Source organism: Oceaniferula spumae, assembly GCF_042849255.1.
GTDB lineage: Bacteria > Verrucomicrobiota > Verrucomicrobiia > Verrucomicrobiales > Akkermansiaceae > Oceaniferula > Oceaniferula spumae.
In genome coordinates this window covers 3,839,332-3,855,562 of record NZ_AP026866.1, presented here as the reverse complement: position 1 = coordinate 3,855,562, position 16,231 = coordinate 3,839,332, and the positions used below count along the sequence as shown (strand labels likewise).

The window sequence follows — 16,231 nt, the reverse complement described above, 5'->3', positions numbered from 1 at the left end:
GCCTCCTTTCTAACACATCAACCTTACTGGCCAATTTCCCAACCACCCTCGACGTGACTGAGCTATCCATCATCGCCTTTTCCACCGGAGATCCTCAGAGCGTGCAGGGGGTGTTCTTTATGTTTTTGGCCTTGGCGATAGGACACGCACTGGCAGATTTCCCCTTGCAAGGTCCGTTTCTGGCCGATGCGAAAAATCGCCATGGTGACATCACCGGATACTTTGCCAAAACTCCCCCTGCAGGAGTTTGGATTCATGCCCTAACAGCCCATTCTTTAATCCACGCAGGAGCGGTCTGGCTGATTACCGGATCGGCGGTGTTAGGCATGATCGAGCTGGTGCTGCACTGGGTGATCGACTACGTGAAATGCGAGGGCTGGACCGGATTCAATACCGACCAGCTTCTGCACTATGTCTGTAAGCTCATCTACGCGATGATCATTTATCTTGGCGTGAGTTGGATATAGTTAGCTAATAAATCTCTCTTCTCCTCGTAGACTGCAGTGCTTCAGCAAGTTTTATGCGCGTCGGGGAAAGACAGCTTCGGCCAAGTAGATCAGGATGATGGCTCCGACAGCGGCGAACGGGACGGAGATCAGAGTGAATAGTGTGGTGTAGAAATCGCGACCTTTGGTGACAGGGACTGAGGGCCGAGTAGGACGTTCGTGGATCACGTGATTGATCGGAGGCATGACTAACTTGGCTTTTTCGATGTCGTATTTCACCTCAAGTTGATCTTTGATGTTAAGAGCCGATTGATACTCTTTTCGCGCGATATTGAATTCTTGGAGAGACCGTGAACGCGTCGAGTCGACTTCTTGTTGCTGATTGAGCGAGTCATTGAGTTTTTCGATACGGTGATTGATGCTCTCTAATTTGAAATCCAAAGCCTTCTTCACGTTGGCGGCCCGCTTCGCTAAGCTAGCCCTCATATCCTCAAGGACTTTGGTTTTTTGCTGAATGTCCGGATGATTGTCGGCTAGACCCGTAGCTTTCTTAGCCTCTAATTCATCCTGGGCTTCCGTGTATTTCTTATAGTGCTCGGCAAATCCAATACCAGGAATCGCGGAGGAGATTCGGATGAGTTCTTCGACATCAAGATCTGTTAGTCGCTTGAGGTGATATTGAATCTGCTCTTTTTCCCTCTGAGCTTCGTAGAGAAGTTTCTCATTCATTTCATTCGATTTCGGCACATTCTTCTTAACTGATGAAGCTTCATCCGTTTCCTGCCAAACAATGCCTTCATTTTCGGCCATTCTCATCAGTCTTTGGCGGAGCTCTGCAACGCGGTCATGCTTGTCTCCTAACTGAACTCTCAGAGCCTTGATCCGGTCGTCACGTAGTTGCATTTCCAGTTCGGTGCGGCGCTCGTTGTAACTTTCGAAAATGGCAGTCACGGCATCTTGAGCTAGCAAAGGATCTTCGTCCCGGAAGGTTATTTCCAACAGATCGGTTCCGTATTTCTGACTGACTCGCAAAGATGTTCTGATTCGATCGATGGCAACGATTTGGTTACCGCCTAATCGATTCAACAAGTCCATTTTTTTCAAGGCCAGTTCAAGGGTCGCCTGGGCCTTTACTATCTCTTCTTGGGTCGACATAAAGTGGCTTGTGCTAACAGCGTGGGTTGATGGTCCGCTTGAGATGGGGGCGCTGCCAGTTGTCGTAGAGCTGTCGAATTCGGGGATCGGTTTCACCTCTAGCAGCGCGGTGGACTCATAAAGCGGGCCGCGCATCTTGAACCAGTCGGGCAGTTTGTAGGCACAGCCGATCACCACAACCATGACGATAACCACCAGCCACCACCAGCGAGCTAGAATTTTCCCAGGACGGAAACGACCGGGGGCACGGGCTGGTTTCTGTGGAGAATGAACGGGAGGGGCTTCCGTGGCTGATGCATGAACCATGTGCTGTATGACACACGGTTTAGGTTATTGTTCAAGGAAAGAGCACAGCAGTGACCTTCAACCGTTCTTTTATGACTCCATAAGACGTACTCACAAAAAAAACCTAGGGCGGCGCTCGGTGAGCTTACCCTGGGCTGAGTTTTTTGTTACCCCGATGGGGCTGGATTCCAGATTCCTTAAGCAGGCGCGCCTACGGCTTCGCCAGCGAGTGGATCATCATCGCTTGATGGCGAGTCGGCTACAGATTTCTTTCTGACTCCTTCGTCACTCTGGTTACCAGGGATGGTGTTATTCGATGGTGGTGTCGGCGGATTTTTCATCTCGCCATGTTCGATGATTTCCATGACCTGCTCGGCATCGAGAGTTTCGTATTCGAGCAAGGCTTTGGAGAGATTGATCAGGGCATCATTGTGCTCGGTGAGCATTTGCTTGGCTTTGGCGTATGCGTCATCGATGAGTTTTTTGATTTCCTCGTCGATCTTGCGAGCGGTGACTTCGGAGTAACCACGGGACGACCCTACGTCGCGGGCAACGAAGACCTCTCCTCTTTCCTCGCCATACTCGACCATTCCAAGATCGGCGCTCATGCCCCACTCACAGACCATTTTACGGGCGATGTTCGTGGCCATGCGGATGTCTCCGACGGCACCGTTGGTGACGTTACCGAAGGTGATCTCCTCCGCTACGCGGCCACCCATGGCTACGACCAGCTGAGCAACGAGCTCCTTCTGGCGGTAGGTAAACTTGTCCTCTTCAGGAAGGAACATGGTGGAACCTAGAGAAGGACCACGTGGGATGATGGTGACTTTATGAAGTGGATCGGTGTGATCTAACAAGACGTTAAGGATCGCGTGGCCTGCTTCGTGGTAGGCAGTGTTTTCCTTTTCCTTCTCGCTGAGTGCGAGGCTACGGCGTTCGCGTCCCCAGCGGACCTTGTCGCGTGCTTCCTCCATTTCAACGAGAGTCACTGCTTCGAGATTCTTGCGAGCGGCAAGAAGAGCGGCTTCGTTGATCAGGTTTGCCAGCTCAGCACCGGAGAATCCGGGAGTGCCTCGGGCGATGACGTTGAGGTCCGTATCTGGCTCCATTTTGATTTTCTTGCAGTGCACGGCGAGGATTTCCTGGCGACCGTTCACATCTGGAAGGCCAACGCTGACCTGGCGGTCGAAGCGACCTGGACGAAGCAATGCGGGGTCAAGAACGTCAGGTCTGTTAGTAGCGGCAATGATGATGACACCGGTGCGGGTATCAAAGCCGTCCATTTCCACGAGAAGCGCATTCAGTGTTTGCTCACGCTCGTCATGACCACCTCCCATGCCATGGCCACGGTGACGACCAACGGCGTCGATCTCATCGATAAAGATCAGACAGGGTGAGTTTTTCTTTCCTTGCTCGAACATGTCGCGCACACGGCTGGCACCGACACCGACAAACATTTCGACGAAGTCGGAGCCGGAGATCGAGAAGAACGGCACGTCAGCCTCACCAGCGATGGCGCGGGCGAGAAGAGTTTTACCGGTGCCCGGAGGGCCTACCATGAGCAGGCCTTTCGGCAGGTTACCACCAAGGCGCTGGAATTTCTTAGGATCACGCAGGTAGTCGACTACCTCTACGAGTTCCTCTTTGGCCTCTTGGATTCCGGCCACGTCTTTGAATGTGACGCGGTTGCGATCCATCGTGAGAAGGCGGGCCTTGCTCTTACCAAAACTCATCGCGCCGCGACCGGCGGATTTCATCTGGTGGCGGAACAGGAAGAAGATCACCAGAACGATGAGCATGATCGGCAGCATCTGCACGAGCATGAAGCGCATCATGCCGGAATCAGGCTGAAACGGGGTGAGGTTATTCACGAAGGTGGCCTCGTATTCGGAAAGCTCCTCGGTGTTGATGTCGATTTCAAATGGCACCAAGTCGGCTTGTTCGACGGTCTTGTTAACGACTGGGAAGACATAACGCTGTCCAACGATGTATTTATCATTGGATCCGTCACGGGAGACGATTTCAAAAGCATTATCCGGATCATTGGTAATCACTTCATCGCGGGCCAACATGCGGCGCAGATCGGAAAGTGTCAGCTGCTCGCCATCGGTTTCATCGGGGAGATCTTTGACAATGCGCAGTGGAATCGGGTGGCGTGCCTGGATCGAGTCCAGCTGCTCTTTGTTCAGCTGAGTGTTGATTGGGATCAGGAAGGCGCGTTTTTCAGCTTTTTCCTTATCCGCATTCCATGGGTCGTCCTTGTAGTAGAAACCGGAGATGGTGAAAACGACGGATGACTCACCGGATTTCTTAAGTTTATGGCGCACGTCCGGCAGCACTTCGCCACGTTTCGGCAAGTCTTGTTTGACGATGATTTTTCCCGCATCAACGTAATCGCGGAACTCGGAGAAGCTCAGGCGCTTGGGTTTGCCAAAGCCGCTGGACTGCCAAGCGAGAACGAGAATGCCTAAGGCAATCCCCATGAGAATGATCACACGCCAGTTCGTGCCGCCTCCGGTCGGTTGACCTTTATCGGTGCCTTTTGAGCCGCGCGGCGTTGGTGGAGGTTCTGGTGGTTGTTGGTTGGACATAGAAAATAGTGATGAAAATCTGCTTGATGATGGAGGCTGTTCGGCGCCTGCTGGGGTGCGGTAACGACCCGCGATGCCCTATTTAAAGGGAGCGGATGAATGTGCGGCGCGGGAGAAGCTAGCGCGGCTTTGGAAAAAGGAAATCCTTTTTTGCACACATCCCCCACCCCGATGCGGGAATATCGAATTCGTTTATCCCGTGCAGGATGCTTGCGCTGCCGCCGATTCCTGACCAACCTGTTCTCGTGGCAGCACCCGAAGACCAAGCACCGCGCAAAAAACCGCTGATTTCTCGCTGGCTGGAGAATGTACCCTTTTTACGTCAGTTTTCCCCCACTGCCCCGGGAGGAATGCGCCATACGGGGGGATTGGTGGATGTTTTCGCCTCATTTGCCGCCTTGGACAACCGAGTGGACCGGGCGGAGGCTGAAGTGGCACTGGATTTATTACGCCACGCATTTCCAGAGGCCGACCACGGCTGGCTGGCTCGCCGCCTGCATCGAGCGCTCGCCTCACCCCAGCCGCCGGAAAGGGTGGCCAAATCGCTCCGCAACGAGCTCGATACCGACGACTGTGTCTCACTGGGCCTCCAACTTCACCTTTTGGTGATCGCCTCAGGCTCTGCATACCGTGGAAAAGAGGCCTTCACCAAGGTGATGCGCAGTCTGAATGCTGAGGAGATCGGAACGGCAATCGTCGAAGAAATGGAGGGCAAGCGTGCGAGCGCACCGCTGCCGTTCGACAAAGTTCATTTTGGCACCAGTGAAGACGCGGATGTTCAACTTCCCTCACAGGGTCGTGAATTCTCTTTCTGCGCCTACCGTTCGAAAGATCTGATCTTGATCCGCAACACGGGGAAAGAGCCGGTATGGATCAGCGGCAGCTCGCTGGCCGGTGGCCAATGTATACGACTTCGCCCACACCAGAGCATCGGACTGCCAGACTGGACATTGGCGGCTGAAGACATCTCATTTTTCCTCAACTCTGCTCGTACCGGTCACCGGCGCACACTCTACATCAACGAGAGCGACAATCAGCTCACTGCCGAGCGGGTGAGATCGCGGCAGAGCACCATTCGCCTTGATTTTGGCCTCAACGTGAGAGTCGAGGCCTTGGTGGAAACGGAGATGAAACTCAGCACGGGAGAACTGCTGAAACCTGGCACCGTTTACGACCTGCCGGCGCAGGATTATATTCTGCTGGCCAACGGAACCGAAGCCAGTCTGGAGGGACTTCGTAAACAGGCGATGGAGGCTGGCAGCCGTTTCCGGATGGATGCAGGTCGGCAGGAGTGTCTGGTATCCAATGACCCGGCTGCACTGAAGCGAGGCGATGTTCTGCTTTCCCCTGGTCTGGCACGACGCGTGGTCCTGAAAATCAAATTCGATCCCCAAACAGCCACCGGCCACCTCCACATCATCAGTGCCGAGCGTGTGGTGATGGTCAATGGACAGCCGATCCGATCGAGAGGAAAACTGGTCGACGGCTCCCTAATCAGACTCAGCCCTAACCAAGCGGTGCGCTGTCGATTCAGTGAGAGCTTGTTAGATGAAGAACGCACCGTGATTCGTGAACTGAATGTCGAAAGCCTGAATCACAAATTCGGCACGGATACCGTACTCGATAACGTGGAATTTTCCGTCAAGCGCGGAGAAATGCTCTGCATCATGGGACCCAGTGGCAGTGGTAAAAGCACCCTGTTAGCCACCTTGGCCGGACATCTTAAACCGAGCCGAGGCTACGTGCGCCTCAACAACGTCTCGCTCTACCACAACCGCACGCGACTTGCGCCGTTCATTGCCAGCATGCCGCAGGAGGAAGCCCTCAATCCTCAACTCACGGTACGAGAACACTTAAAACATGCTTCAATGATCCGGCGACCGCACCTTGGACATGCAGAGCATGCTAAACGGGTCGATTCCATTCTTGCGGAACTTGCGCTACAGCCACTGGCACGAAGAAGAGTGGGATCGCCTGGAGACAAGACAATTTCCGGCGGGGAGCGAGGCCGACTCAATCTGGGGTTGGATCTTGGAAGTCCGGCGGAAATTTTTCTATTCGATGAACCGATCTCCGGACTTTCCTCCAAGGATTCGGAACACGTGGCGGAAACCTTGCACGCACTCTCGCGCGACAACATCGTCATCGCCTCGCTGCATCGGCCGGGCGCTCGGGTGTTGCGGTTGTTCGATAAAGTTCTTTTGTTAGACAAAGGCGGGAGGGTCGCGTTTTTTGGCTCGCCCACTGCCATGGGGAACTATTTCAGCGAAGCGAGTAAGGAGTTCAATATTCTTACCCCCAAACGCTTGAAGGCGCAGCAGATAGGAGGTGCCGATTTTGTCTTCGATGTTCTTGAGACTCCGTTGCACGGTATGGCTGGGCGTGAAGGAGGAGGCGTGCGCCGTTTCCCCCCAACATTCTGGCAAGAGCGATTCGAGGGTAGCCAATTAGTCGATGACGTAGCGCGTGGTGACCTGCCGGCTCAGAGTCAGCTGGGTAGCGTGCCGTTAAGTGAAGATCACATGGCCGTGCCGACCCGAAGCAAGCGGCAGCGGATCTTTGAGTGGGAACGTTTATTCCGTACCCACTTCCATCGCACCATGCTGTCCAAATTCCGAAACAAGGGCACTATTTACAGCATACTACTCGAAGCCCCGCTCCTTGCTCTACTCATCGGCATCACGCTGCGGGCATCACCGGAGGGCCCCTACTCTTTTCATTCCGGTTTACATCTTCCGGTTTACATCTTCCTCACAGTCACCATCGGAATGTTCCTGGGGCTGACCAACAGCGCCACGGAAATCCTGCGAGATTTCCCTGTGCTCAGGCGCGAGCGGAACTGTCGCACCGGCACCATCCTCTACGTCGGGGCCAAGTTCCTCGCGCTCTCAATTGTGGCGGCGCTGCAGTGTGCTATTTACACATGGATAGGGCATGAAATGTTAGACATCTACGGCATGTTCACCACCCACTGGATGTGGATGACGCTGACTGCTCTCTGTGGTACAGCGATGGCACTAGTCGTCTCATCTCTAGTGACCACCGAACGCGCTGCGCTGAGTGCAGTACCACTATTGTTAGTCCCCCAGCTATTGTTAGCAGGCGCACTGGTATCCTTCGATGAAATGAACCGCGGCATGTTCCAAGGTGCCGCCAAAGCCCGTGCCGCTGGGGCCGAACCATTCCCAGCCCGCTTCATGCCCTTGCGCTACGCTTATGAGGGTATGATCGTCAGCCAAGCTACTGACAATCCCTTTGAACACGAGCGACGCAAGGTTCAACGCAGCATTGACCCACTTAAGGAGGTCGGCGAAAAACGGCTCGCCGGTGACCTCACTCAGGAGCTTACTCCTAAGCAAAGCGAACGGCTCAATGTGCTCAAAGAGTCGCTACGCCGACTCATGGCGGCAGAGTCCACGGATGCCGAATCCGCAAAATCATTAGGCTGGAAACTATCTAACGCCGGCCGGAATAAAACGATGGATCAGCTGCTTGAAATCCCACCCTACCCTGAGGATGAGAGCATTGAAACACGGCCCGTGCGTGACTTCTTCGTCAACAACCGCACCGACCTGTTAGTTAGCAAATCTGAGATCGATCGTGTGGATTACCGGCAGCAGTTCAAACGCAGCATCTTCCTCGCTGAGTGGAAATACTGGTTCGGATTCACCTCCAAAACCACCCAAGCGTGCAGCTGGATCATCGGTGGATGTATCGTCTTCTGCCTATTACTGACCACGCTATTCCTCCACGTGAGGAATCACAGGACGCGCTGATGGAAACAGATGCATTGCTACATCATGTGCAAACCGCAGAAAACATCAGATTAACCCCTCATATTTTTCATGATTGGTGAGTTATTTTTTACGATCTGGAAAAATTCGGTTTTGCAATGGAATGGTCACTAAAGCAGCGAGCGGAGAAAGGGTGAAGCCTAACACGGCTGCGGTGGTCAGGATGAGTGGGATATTCGGAGAGAACGGATTTTCTGGAATCGTCGCTTCTTCGTGCACGACGAATTCCATTTTCCCATCAGGCAGCTCTGACATCCGGGCCTGCATTATCATTGGAATGCGATTGGCTATCTCCATATTATCGACACGATTGCTACCACGCACTTTGAGTTCGATAAGATCAGTTCCACGCCTTTGTGAAGCAACGATCATCGATTCGAGCCGATTGATTACCTGATCTTCATTGAGCTTCCAGCGTTGCTCAAGATCGAGGGAACTGCTGACGTCAGATAATGTCTCGCGCGCTGACAATGCTGCAATTGAAGTACTGAGACTTACGGAGGAGGTGAAGTCCCCTGGTGGTCTCTTGATCTCGATAATGGTATTCGACTCATACTTCTTGGGTGTCACATAAGCGTAGATTGACCCTGCTCCGATACCGAACAAGACACCAACAGGAATCATGACTAGAAACATCCACCAGAAACGCCGGAACATGCCACGCTTTGGCTGGGAAACGTTCGGTGGTGGACTTATTGCTGGGGCTGCTATGGTTTCTACGACAGTGCGGAATTCCGTAGCGGACTGATAGCGACGGTCCGGTTCCCTTTCGAGAGCACGGTTGACCATTTCATCAATCCGCACATCAGTTCCACACTTTTGAAATGGCGTGGTGAAGTCACGATTGGGGCGTTCGCCAGTGAGCATCTCGTAGAGAACGACACCGAGCGCGTAGATGTCTGCGCGATGATCGACCTTAGCGTGAGTTCCCTGTTCGGGAGCCATATAGGGCGGCGTGCCGGAAACCTCCGAACAGGTGCCGATGATGGAGGCGATGCCGAAGTCGGCGATCTTCACACGACCATCGCGATCGATGAGTAAGTTCTCCGGTTTGATGTCGCGGTGGACGATGCCCTTGTCATGGGCGTATTGAAGTGCTTCGCAGATTGGCGGCACGATTGATAGAGCCTGAGTGGGTTCTATTTTCCCATCTCTCAGCAGATCGCGGACATTCACTCCATCAACGAACTCCATCACGATGTAGTAGAGGCCATCGGTTTCGCCGTAGTCGTGAACGGTGACAATGTTAGAGTGATTCAGTTGCGCAAGGGTCTGTGCTTCGCGGGCGAAACGCTCGGCGAATTTCTCATCATCCACCCGTTCTGGAGCGAGCACCTTGATCGCAACCCAGCGGTTGAGCGATTTCTGACGAGCTTTATAAACGACACCCATGCCACCACGGCCAAGGCATTCGGTGATCTCGAACTGGGGAAATTTATCGGCAATTTCCTCAGGCGATGGTGGCGGACTGATCGGCGAATACTTTGATTCAACTGTATGTGAAACGAATGCCTGTTTGAGCAGACAGGACGGGCAAAGATGCTGTGGCGAGTCTGAGGGCAGTTCGATACCGCAGTCGGGGCAAATGGATTGTGAATCTATCATAGTCTTAATCTGCTCTAGGACAACGGTGGGAGATTGTTACACGAAAGCTGCTATTATTTGTTGTTAACGATCTACTGTGATAGTGCAGAGAACAGAGCATGCATCTCCTCGTCCAGTGAATCGTGCGAAACGAGTGTCCGTGAGATCTCGTCTGTTAGGAGCTTGCGATAGCGTTTGCGGAGGCGGTGCACGGCTACGCGCAATGCCCCTTCGCCGACATTCAGACGGGAAGCGATATCGACATACGAGATATTCCGGGAGTCGGCAGTAAGGCAGGGTTTGAGGAGCTCAAACTGCTCGATGCTTCCTTCGGCTCGGGAGGTGGCTTCGAGTTCAGTGAGGACTTTTTCCAGTAGAGCAAGTGCCCATTCCCGATCGTAATGGAATTCGGTGCTTCGGCCATCGGGAGGGTCGAGGCTGATACCGGATTCGGCACTTTCCCAATCGAACGAGAGGATGTGTTGCCCGCCGCCGCGTTTTTGGCGGGTGGCATGTCGCCATTCGTTGCTCATCCAGTGGTTGAAACAAGCGAGTAAAAAGGCTCGGAAACGGCCCTTGCTGCGATCCGCGCTCTCGAGCGACTTAGCCTCGATGAGGTGAAGCATGAAGCCTTGAACCAGGTCCTCAGCGTCCTCTTTGGATTTACCTTTTCTTCGAGCGTAGCGGTAAAGTGGCCGCCAGTAGGTTTGCACCAGTTCCCCCAAAGCATCAACGGCGGCGGTTTCCGAACTCCGTGCAGCATCTACGACCAATGTCCAGTGGGTGGTGGCGAAGAGTGTTGGCGCTGGTTTTTCTGATGGCATGTTCACTCTCTACTACCAGATATCAGAATGATTGTTACGATAAAAAGATTTTGGGACGGTCGCCGGGGACCCGCTGTGAGGCCTTCTGTCGTAACTGCCAGGACTTTAAGGTATGGGTGTCACTTTATTCCCAGGCTTTCACTCCGCGCTAGTCTCTTTCAAACCGCTGGGTCTGGGGTGTGACCTTGCGGCCACTTTATCCTTAATCTCCTGCCCACTGACGTCTGACTAATTGCTATTGTGCTGCCTCGGCGAGTTTCTCGATGGCATTGCGATAGCTGGTAACGGCTTCGCTCGGACGAATTTTCAGAGCGAGGTCGAGTTGCTTGAGTGCTTCCTCGTAACGGTTTCCGCTGACGTGGAGTTTGGCTAGTTCAACACGCGCCTCGTATTCACTTCCTTCGATGCGGGCCGCCTGCTGGAGCAACATTTCGGCTTCTTGATTACGTTTCTCGGTAACCCGATATCTGGCTAACAGGATCAGCGATGCGGCATCTAGCGGGTCGTTCTTGATCAGCTCAGCCAATGTGGCAGCCCCGCGCTCCGGGTTCTCGGCGGAATCAATGTCGATCAAGGCGGAAAGACGCTTCTGTTTGTTTGCGAGTTTGACATCCTTCACCTCTGGCCAAGCTTTAACCATGGCGTCTGCAAACTCCCTCGCCAGTTTCCAATCCTGGGTCTGGGTGGTAAACTCGAGCACATTGAGCGCGGAGGTGAGTGGTGGTTTTTCCTCCATCTCGAGGGCAGCCATCATGACCGGCCGGGCGAGTTTGGAGCTGCCAGAGCGTAGGTGTAAATTGGCTAACAGAAGATGATTGTCCGCGTCGAGTTTACCCATGCGGCGGACGAGTTCGAGATTGGCCATAGCGTCGTCCACCTTATCCATCGATAGTTGGATAGACGACTGAAGCAAGTAGTAGGAAACCTCGTCCGGACGTGCTGTGATCACCTCCTCGATAAGGGCGAGCGCCTCCTCGTTGCGCTGTAAATGCTGGAGGCACTGGGCGATACCGGCTTTCCAATCGATGCTTTCAGGCTGGGTAACTTGGGCGAGACGATAAGCCTGTAGCGCCGATGCGTATTGATTCTTCTGCATGCGTCCGTAGGCCAACTGGCCGTAAGTAGATCCGTCCTGATCACCGAGTTTCAGGGCCTCTTCGAAGGAGGGCATGGCTTTATCCCAGTCCTCGCTGCGGGCGTAGACAAATCCCAAATTACGGTGGGCACGACGGAAGCTGGGGAAGACTTTCAGCGCCTGCTGATAGTACTCGGCAGCGGATTCCATTTCGCCAAGCTCGAACTGAATGTTCCCAGCATTGAATGCCACTGCGGGGGAGGTTTTGATCAGCGAGCTGGACTTTAATTTCGCCAGCGCACCCTTGCGATCTCCGGATGCCATCATTGTCTGAATAGAGACTAGCAGGCCGCGTTCCTCCGTGGTCACTGCTGGCTCGATCCGAGCATTGATCCGGTATGAGCCGTTGAAGGATTTCAGAAAGGCATCATCTTTCCAATAGCTTTTGGAAAGCGGTAGCGGCTCGGCTGCCGACAGCAAACTACTGATGACTGCAAACTGAATACTAAATACTAACAGAGACTTCATTTCTTAATAGTGATCGGCCAAGTCATCACGGCTTTCACCGGTTTCCCCTGGCGGGTGGGTGGAGTGAATCGTGAACCGTTGGCAATGGTTTTAGCAGCGGAAACGAGTGCAGGATGAGTGGAGGAAATCACGGATAGAAATTGGCTGCGACCCGATGGCAGGATAGCGACACGCACCACGACGCGACCACTGCTGGCATTGCGGATGCTGCTGGGAAACCTCACGGATGGGTTGCGCAACAGGCGCGGTTTGCGATCCAGTTCTCCGAGAGAGTATTGGGATTTGGGTTTGGGGGGAGTCGGTTTGACACGTGGCCGCAGCGGGCTTTTTACGGTGGGCTTGCTGACCTTGGGTTTAGGCGTCGGGCGCTTGACCACGGGTTTGGGTAACGGAGCCGGTGGCTGGTCGGTATAAAATGGGTCGACGGCGAGAGTTGGATCCACTTTGACATTGGAAACCGGCATAGCTGGCTGGCTGACGTCGAGCGTGTGAGTTAGATCTGCTAGCGAGGGAGGTGGCGGAGGTGGTGGATCGTCTGTAACCACTTCCTCGGATGGCGGTGGTGGAGGCTCAGGTAAGGCGACTGTTTCAATCTCACGAATTTCAAACTCGGGCGTGGTCTTGGTGAGCACCATCATACGGGTAGCAACCAGCACCGCGAGAAGGACCGCAGTGGTGGCTATGCCTAGGATGATGGATTTGAGTTTCATTTTTTTGACCGCTAATCTTGCGAATTGGGCGAATTTTTTCTTGGGATGATTATTCTTTTATCAAACCACGGATGGTCACTGCTAAATCTTAATGGCTCAGATGCTTACTGATTGGTCGTTGCGAGGTTGACTGTTTTGGCTCCTGCCAGTTTGGCTGCGTCGATGACTTGCACAACCAAGCCGTGATTGGAGTCGGTGTCACCTTGAATGATCACCGGTGTATTCGCATCCGCTTCCAGCATGGCTGCCACGACACTGCGGACACCCGAGACACCGATGCTGCGGCCGCCTTGGTAGACTTGACCATTGGCGGTCACAGCGATGAGGATGGAGTTCTTTTCCAAGTCCTCGGCAGAAGCCGCGCGAGGTTTGTTAATATCGACTCCGGTCTCCTCCACGAAGACAGTGGTGACGATGAAGAAGATTAACAAGATGAACACCACATCGATCAACGGAGAGATGTTGATCTCCGAAGATGACGAATCATCTGAAAAATTTCTGAAGCGGCGCATGGTGGGAAAGTGATCAGTGTGCAGTGATCAGTGATCTGTGGAGATTCTGCTGGAGAGTGGCGTGGGTGGCCTGGGTTTGTTTTCTCAGTAGGGCTAAGAGAAAAGCGGCGGGGATGGCGATGAGAAGACCTGCTTGGGTAGTGATCAGGGCTTCGGAGATGCCTACGGAAATTTTATCGATCGGCTGGGCCGTGCTGCTGGTCGCGAGACCGGCGAAGGTGACCAACATACCGGAGACCGTTCCTAACAATCCTGCCAATGGCGCTGCGCCAGCCAGAACGCCGATGAACGGCAGGCGACGCTCTACCCAAGCTAAACGGTCGAGCTCAAAGGCTGTGAAACGACCGATGATATCGCGTTTACCCTGTTTCTTGCCCTCGGCGAGTTTTTTGTGAGCCAGTTCTTTTTTCACCTTCAGCAAACCAAACCATGTGGCAGCTAACATGGTGTAAAGACCCACGCCAAGGATCAGCAGGCACCATAGAATGGGGCCGCCTTGGCGAAGGACACTTTGGAGTTCTGAATACATTATTGGTCAGTAGTCGTGGACTTGCTGCGCAGGCCGTTGACGAGGGTGAGTCCGAGTTTCTCCGTGGTCGTGGCGATGCCTTGGCAGCGGCGTGAGAGAAGGGCATGGATGATGAGTGCTGGGATAGCGACCACCAGACCGAAGAGTGTGGTGATCAAGGCTTCGGAAATACCGCCTGCGAGAGGTTTGGCATCGCCTGTGCCGGACACCGTGATGACATTGAAGGTTCGGATCATACCGGCGACGGTACCCAGCAAACCTAACAGCGGTGCTGTGGCTGCAGTCACGGCAATGAAGGGGAGCCAACTTTGCAGCTTGCTCTGCACGCCGATGAGCTGTTCGTATAATACTTCCTCAACCACATCCGGGCCAGCTTTGGCGTAGCCCAGGCATTTTCTGATAACCTCCGATGCGGGGTGGTAGGCCTTGGCAGCGATGTTGTCGGCTCCTTCTTGGTCGCCAGAGCGAAGAGCTGCGAGAATTTTGCTCACCCAGTCGTTTTCCGGGGTGCGGATGCGAACGATCTGGACGAACTTGATAATGCCTGAAATGGCGGAGAAAAGAGCGATGCCGAGAATGGGCCAAATCCAGAATCCACCTTTGCGGAAGATGTCCAACTTGTCCTCCTCCAGGCTGGCCAGAGCGAGGGCTTTACCGCCTGTAAAATCAACACTCACAGAGGACTCGCCGCCGCCTATGATGGTTTTGATTTCACCCCGCTCACCAGGGTGGACTTTGGGGCTGCGGCTGCCTTTTTCACGCACAATCGAGCCTGCCAGTGAATCGTCTGACGCAGCGAACCATGCTGCGGGTCCGGCGAGAGCAAAGGTGCCGTCCTTGACCGTGCCATCTGGTGCCACAGCCTCTCCTTTCACCGTGCTACCGCCTATGAGCTTCTCCAAGCGATCCATGCCAGCCTCCAAAGAAGCCAGGCGTTTTTTCATCTTCTCTGCGGGTGTGCCATTCGGGCTATGCAGCCCATCGAGGGCTTCCTGATATGAAGCCTCTTCACCGGGGAGTAGAAATGTTTCCAGCTTCAGACCGTAGTCGCGCAGTTGGCCATCGACATAGCTATGGTCCTGCCCCGAGAGATGATGTTTATGTTCCAACTCCTTGAGGAGAGCATCGCGGTCCGCAACGGTCATTCTGGCGATGCGTGCCTTGCGTCGTTTCTCGACTAGCTCAGACCTAACAGCATCAAAAGACTTGGCCAAGGCAGGCTTCTCAGCCGCGATCGCCGCACGCTGATCGGTGAGTTCCTGTTGGGCCTTCTTCAGGTCTTTCTCGATGGATGTTAGATCCTGAGCAAACAGAGAGCCGGAAGCTGCAATCAAGACAACCAAGGCGCGGCTGGATTTAAATAAAGAGAACATGAAAATGGTTATTTAGCTGTTTCGTTAGAAGACGACACACCTACAGGGAGAGGTACGAGCTGAGGTTGTTTGTCTTTGCGATAGACAGCGATGGCGCGACGAACATCGTCGGCAAAGTCCGGACGATCCTGCCAGCTCCAGCCGACCTTGCTTGGGGTTCCGACTCCAGCGGTGTCACCCGAAGTAGTGGCGAAAAAGGCTCTGGCAAGACCTAGGTAGAGCACGTTGACGGTCATTTTTTTACCGCCTTCAAGGGTTCGAGTTTCCTCGGCCAGAGTGATGGTGCGATTGAAACGGCCTGCTTCAGAGAGCACCGCGAGCATCGACTTTAAAACATCACGAGGCTTGGCCAAGGCTTCCGGAGAACGAAGATAATCGATGTCCGCTCCCAATTCATCCTGAAGTGGCTCGGGAAAGCGATCGATCAAGACCTTCATCCGCGGCAAGAGGCGGGCCATGGTATCGGCAAGCAATCGCTGGGCGGCGCGAAACTCCTGGAGTTCGGCTTCCAGTTTTCCTTTGCGCTCATCCACCGAATCAGCAGAACTGCCTGCTTTTTCAATCTCCTCATTGAGCAACTTCAGCTCTTCCTGATAAAGGTCGAGCAAGTCTTGCATACGCTGCTTTTCCACCTTCCAGGCATTTTTTTCCTCGGAAAGCAGACGCTCAGTTTGCACCCACTGACGGATCATTTCTCTCGATTTCACGGGGTCTGGCGAGGCTGAACCCTGTTGGGAAAACACTGTCAGGGACTGGGAAAACAACAGTGTGAGGATGGTAAATATCGATTTCATGGAGCTAAGTAGGGCAAGAAAGCGTTCCGCT

Annotated in this window: 12 protein-coding genes; 2 read left to right on the top strand and 10 right to left on the bottom strand. The window is 53.8% G+C overall.

Annotated elements, in window-relative coordinates; genetic code table 11:
- Nucleotides 1-53: 53 nt before the first annotated feature.
- The gene (locus ACSPJT_RS16385) at nucleotides 54-467 is read left to right on the top strand and encodes a DUF3307 domain-containing protein (protein WP_435893640.1); all 414 of its coding nucleotides are present in this window, start codon (nucleotides 54-56) and stop codon (nucleotides 465-467) included.
- 51 nt (nucleotides 468-518) lie between these two features.
- Here the strand turns inward: ACSPJT_RS16385 and ACSPJT_RS16380 are convergent, their stop codons facing one another.
- A complete protein-coding gene (locus ACSPJT_RS16380) occupies nucleotides 519-1,907 on the bottom strand; it encodes a GumC family protein (RefSeq protein WP_435893639.1) in 1,389 nt (462 codons plus the stop codon).
- 176 nt (nucleotides 1,908-2,083) lie between these two features.
- A complete protein-coding gene (gene ftsH / locus ACSPJT_RS16375; protein ID WP_435893638.1) occupies nucleotides 2,084-4,477 on the bottom strand; it encodes an ATP-dependent zinc metalloprotease FtsH in 2,394 nt (797 codons plus the stop codon).
- A 245-nt stretch (nucleotides 4,478-4,722) separates the two neighbouring features.
- Here ftsH and ACSPJT_RS16370 point away from each other — a divergent pair, with 245 nt between their 5' ends.
- Complete coding sequence (locus ACSPJT_RS16370; protein ID WP_435893637.1) at nucleotides 4,723-8,253, top strand: ATP-binding cassette domain-containing protein; 3,531 nt, start codon at nucleotides 4,723-4,725, stop codon at nucleotides 8,251-8,253.
- 81 nt (nucleotides 8,254-8,334) lie between these two features.
- On the opposite strand, the gene ACSPJT_RS16365 is transcribed toward ACSPJT_RS16370, so the two are convergent.
- The 8 genes from ACSPJT_RS16365 to ACSPJT_RS16330 all read right to left on the bottom strand — a co-directional run bounded on the left by ACSPJT_RS16365 (nucleotide 8,335) and on the right by ACSPJT_RS16330 (nucleotide 16,200).
- Nucleotides 8,335-9,876: a protein kinase domain-containing protein gene (locus tag ACSPJT_RS16365; RefSeq protein ID WP_435893636.1), complete on the bottom strand. Its 1,542-nt coding sequence runs from the start codon at nucleotides 9,874-9,876 to the stop codon at nucleotides 8,335-8,337.
- 71 nt (nucleotides 9,877-9,947) lie between these two features.
- Nucleotides 9,948-10,679, bottom strand: coding sequence for an RNA polymerase sigma factor (locus ACSPJT_RS16360; protein WP_435893635.1), 732 nt, complete (start codon nucleotides 10,677-10,679; stop codon nucleotides 9,948-9,950).
- A 235-nt stretch (nucleotides 10,680-10,914) separates the two neighbouring features.
- Nucleotides 10,915-12,282, bottom strand: a complete 1,368-nt coding sequence (locus tag ACSPJT_RS16355; RefSeq protein WP_435893634.1) for a tetratricopeptide repeat protein — start codon at nucleotides 12,280-12,282, stop codon at nucleotides 10,915-10,917.
- Nucleotides 12,279-12,992, bottom strand: a complete 714-nt coding sequence (locus tag ACSPJT_RS16350) for an energy transducer TonB (protein WP_435893633.1) — start codon at nucleotides 12,990-12,992, stop codon at nucleotides 12,279-12,281. Before ACSPJT_RS16350 ends, ACSPJT_RS16355 begins: the two co-directional genes overlap by 4 nt.
- 104 nt (nucleotides 12,993-13,096) lie before the next feature.
- The gene (locus ACSPJT_RS16345; RefSeq protein WP_435893632.1) at nucleotides 13,097-13,504 is read right to left on the bottom strand and encodes an ExbD/TolR family protein; all 408 of its coding nucleotides are present in this window, start codon (nucleotides 13,502-13,504) and stop codon (nucleotides 13,097-13,099) included.
- A 13-nt stretch (nucleotides 13,505-13,517) separates the two neighbouring features.
- A complete protein-coding gene (locus ACSPJT_RS16340) occupies nucleotides 13,518-14,033 on the bottom strand; it encodes a MotA/TolQ/ExbB proton channel family protein (RefSeq protein WP_435893631.1) in 516 nt (171 codons plus the stop codon).
- On the bottom strand, nucleotides 14,033-15,406 hold the full coding sequence (locus ACSPJT_RS16335; RefSeq protein ID WP_435893630.1) for a MotA/TolQ/ExbB proton channel family protein: 1,374 nt from the start codon (nucleotides 15,404-15,406) through the stop codon (nucleotides 14,033-14,035). The genes ACSPJT_RS16340 and ACSPJT_RS16335 overlap by 1 nt, the downstream gene beginning before the upstream one ends.
- An 8-nt stretch (nucleotides 15,407-15,414) precedes the next feature.
- On the bottom strand, nucleotides 15,415-16,200 hold the full coding sequence (locus ACSPJT_RS16330; protein ID WP_435893629.1) for a DUF3450 family protein: 786 nt from the start codon (nucleotides 16,198-16,200) through the stop codon (nucleotides 15,415-15,417).
- Nucleotides 16,201-16,231 lie beyond the last annotated feature (31 nt).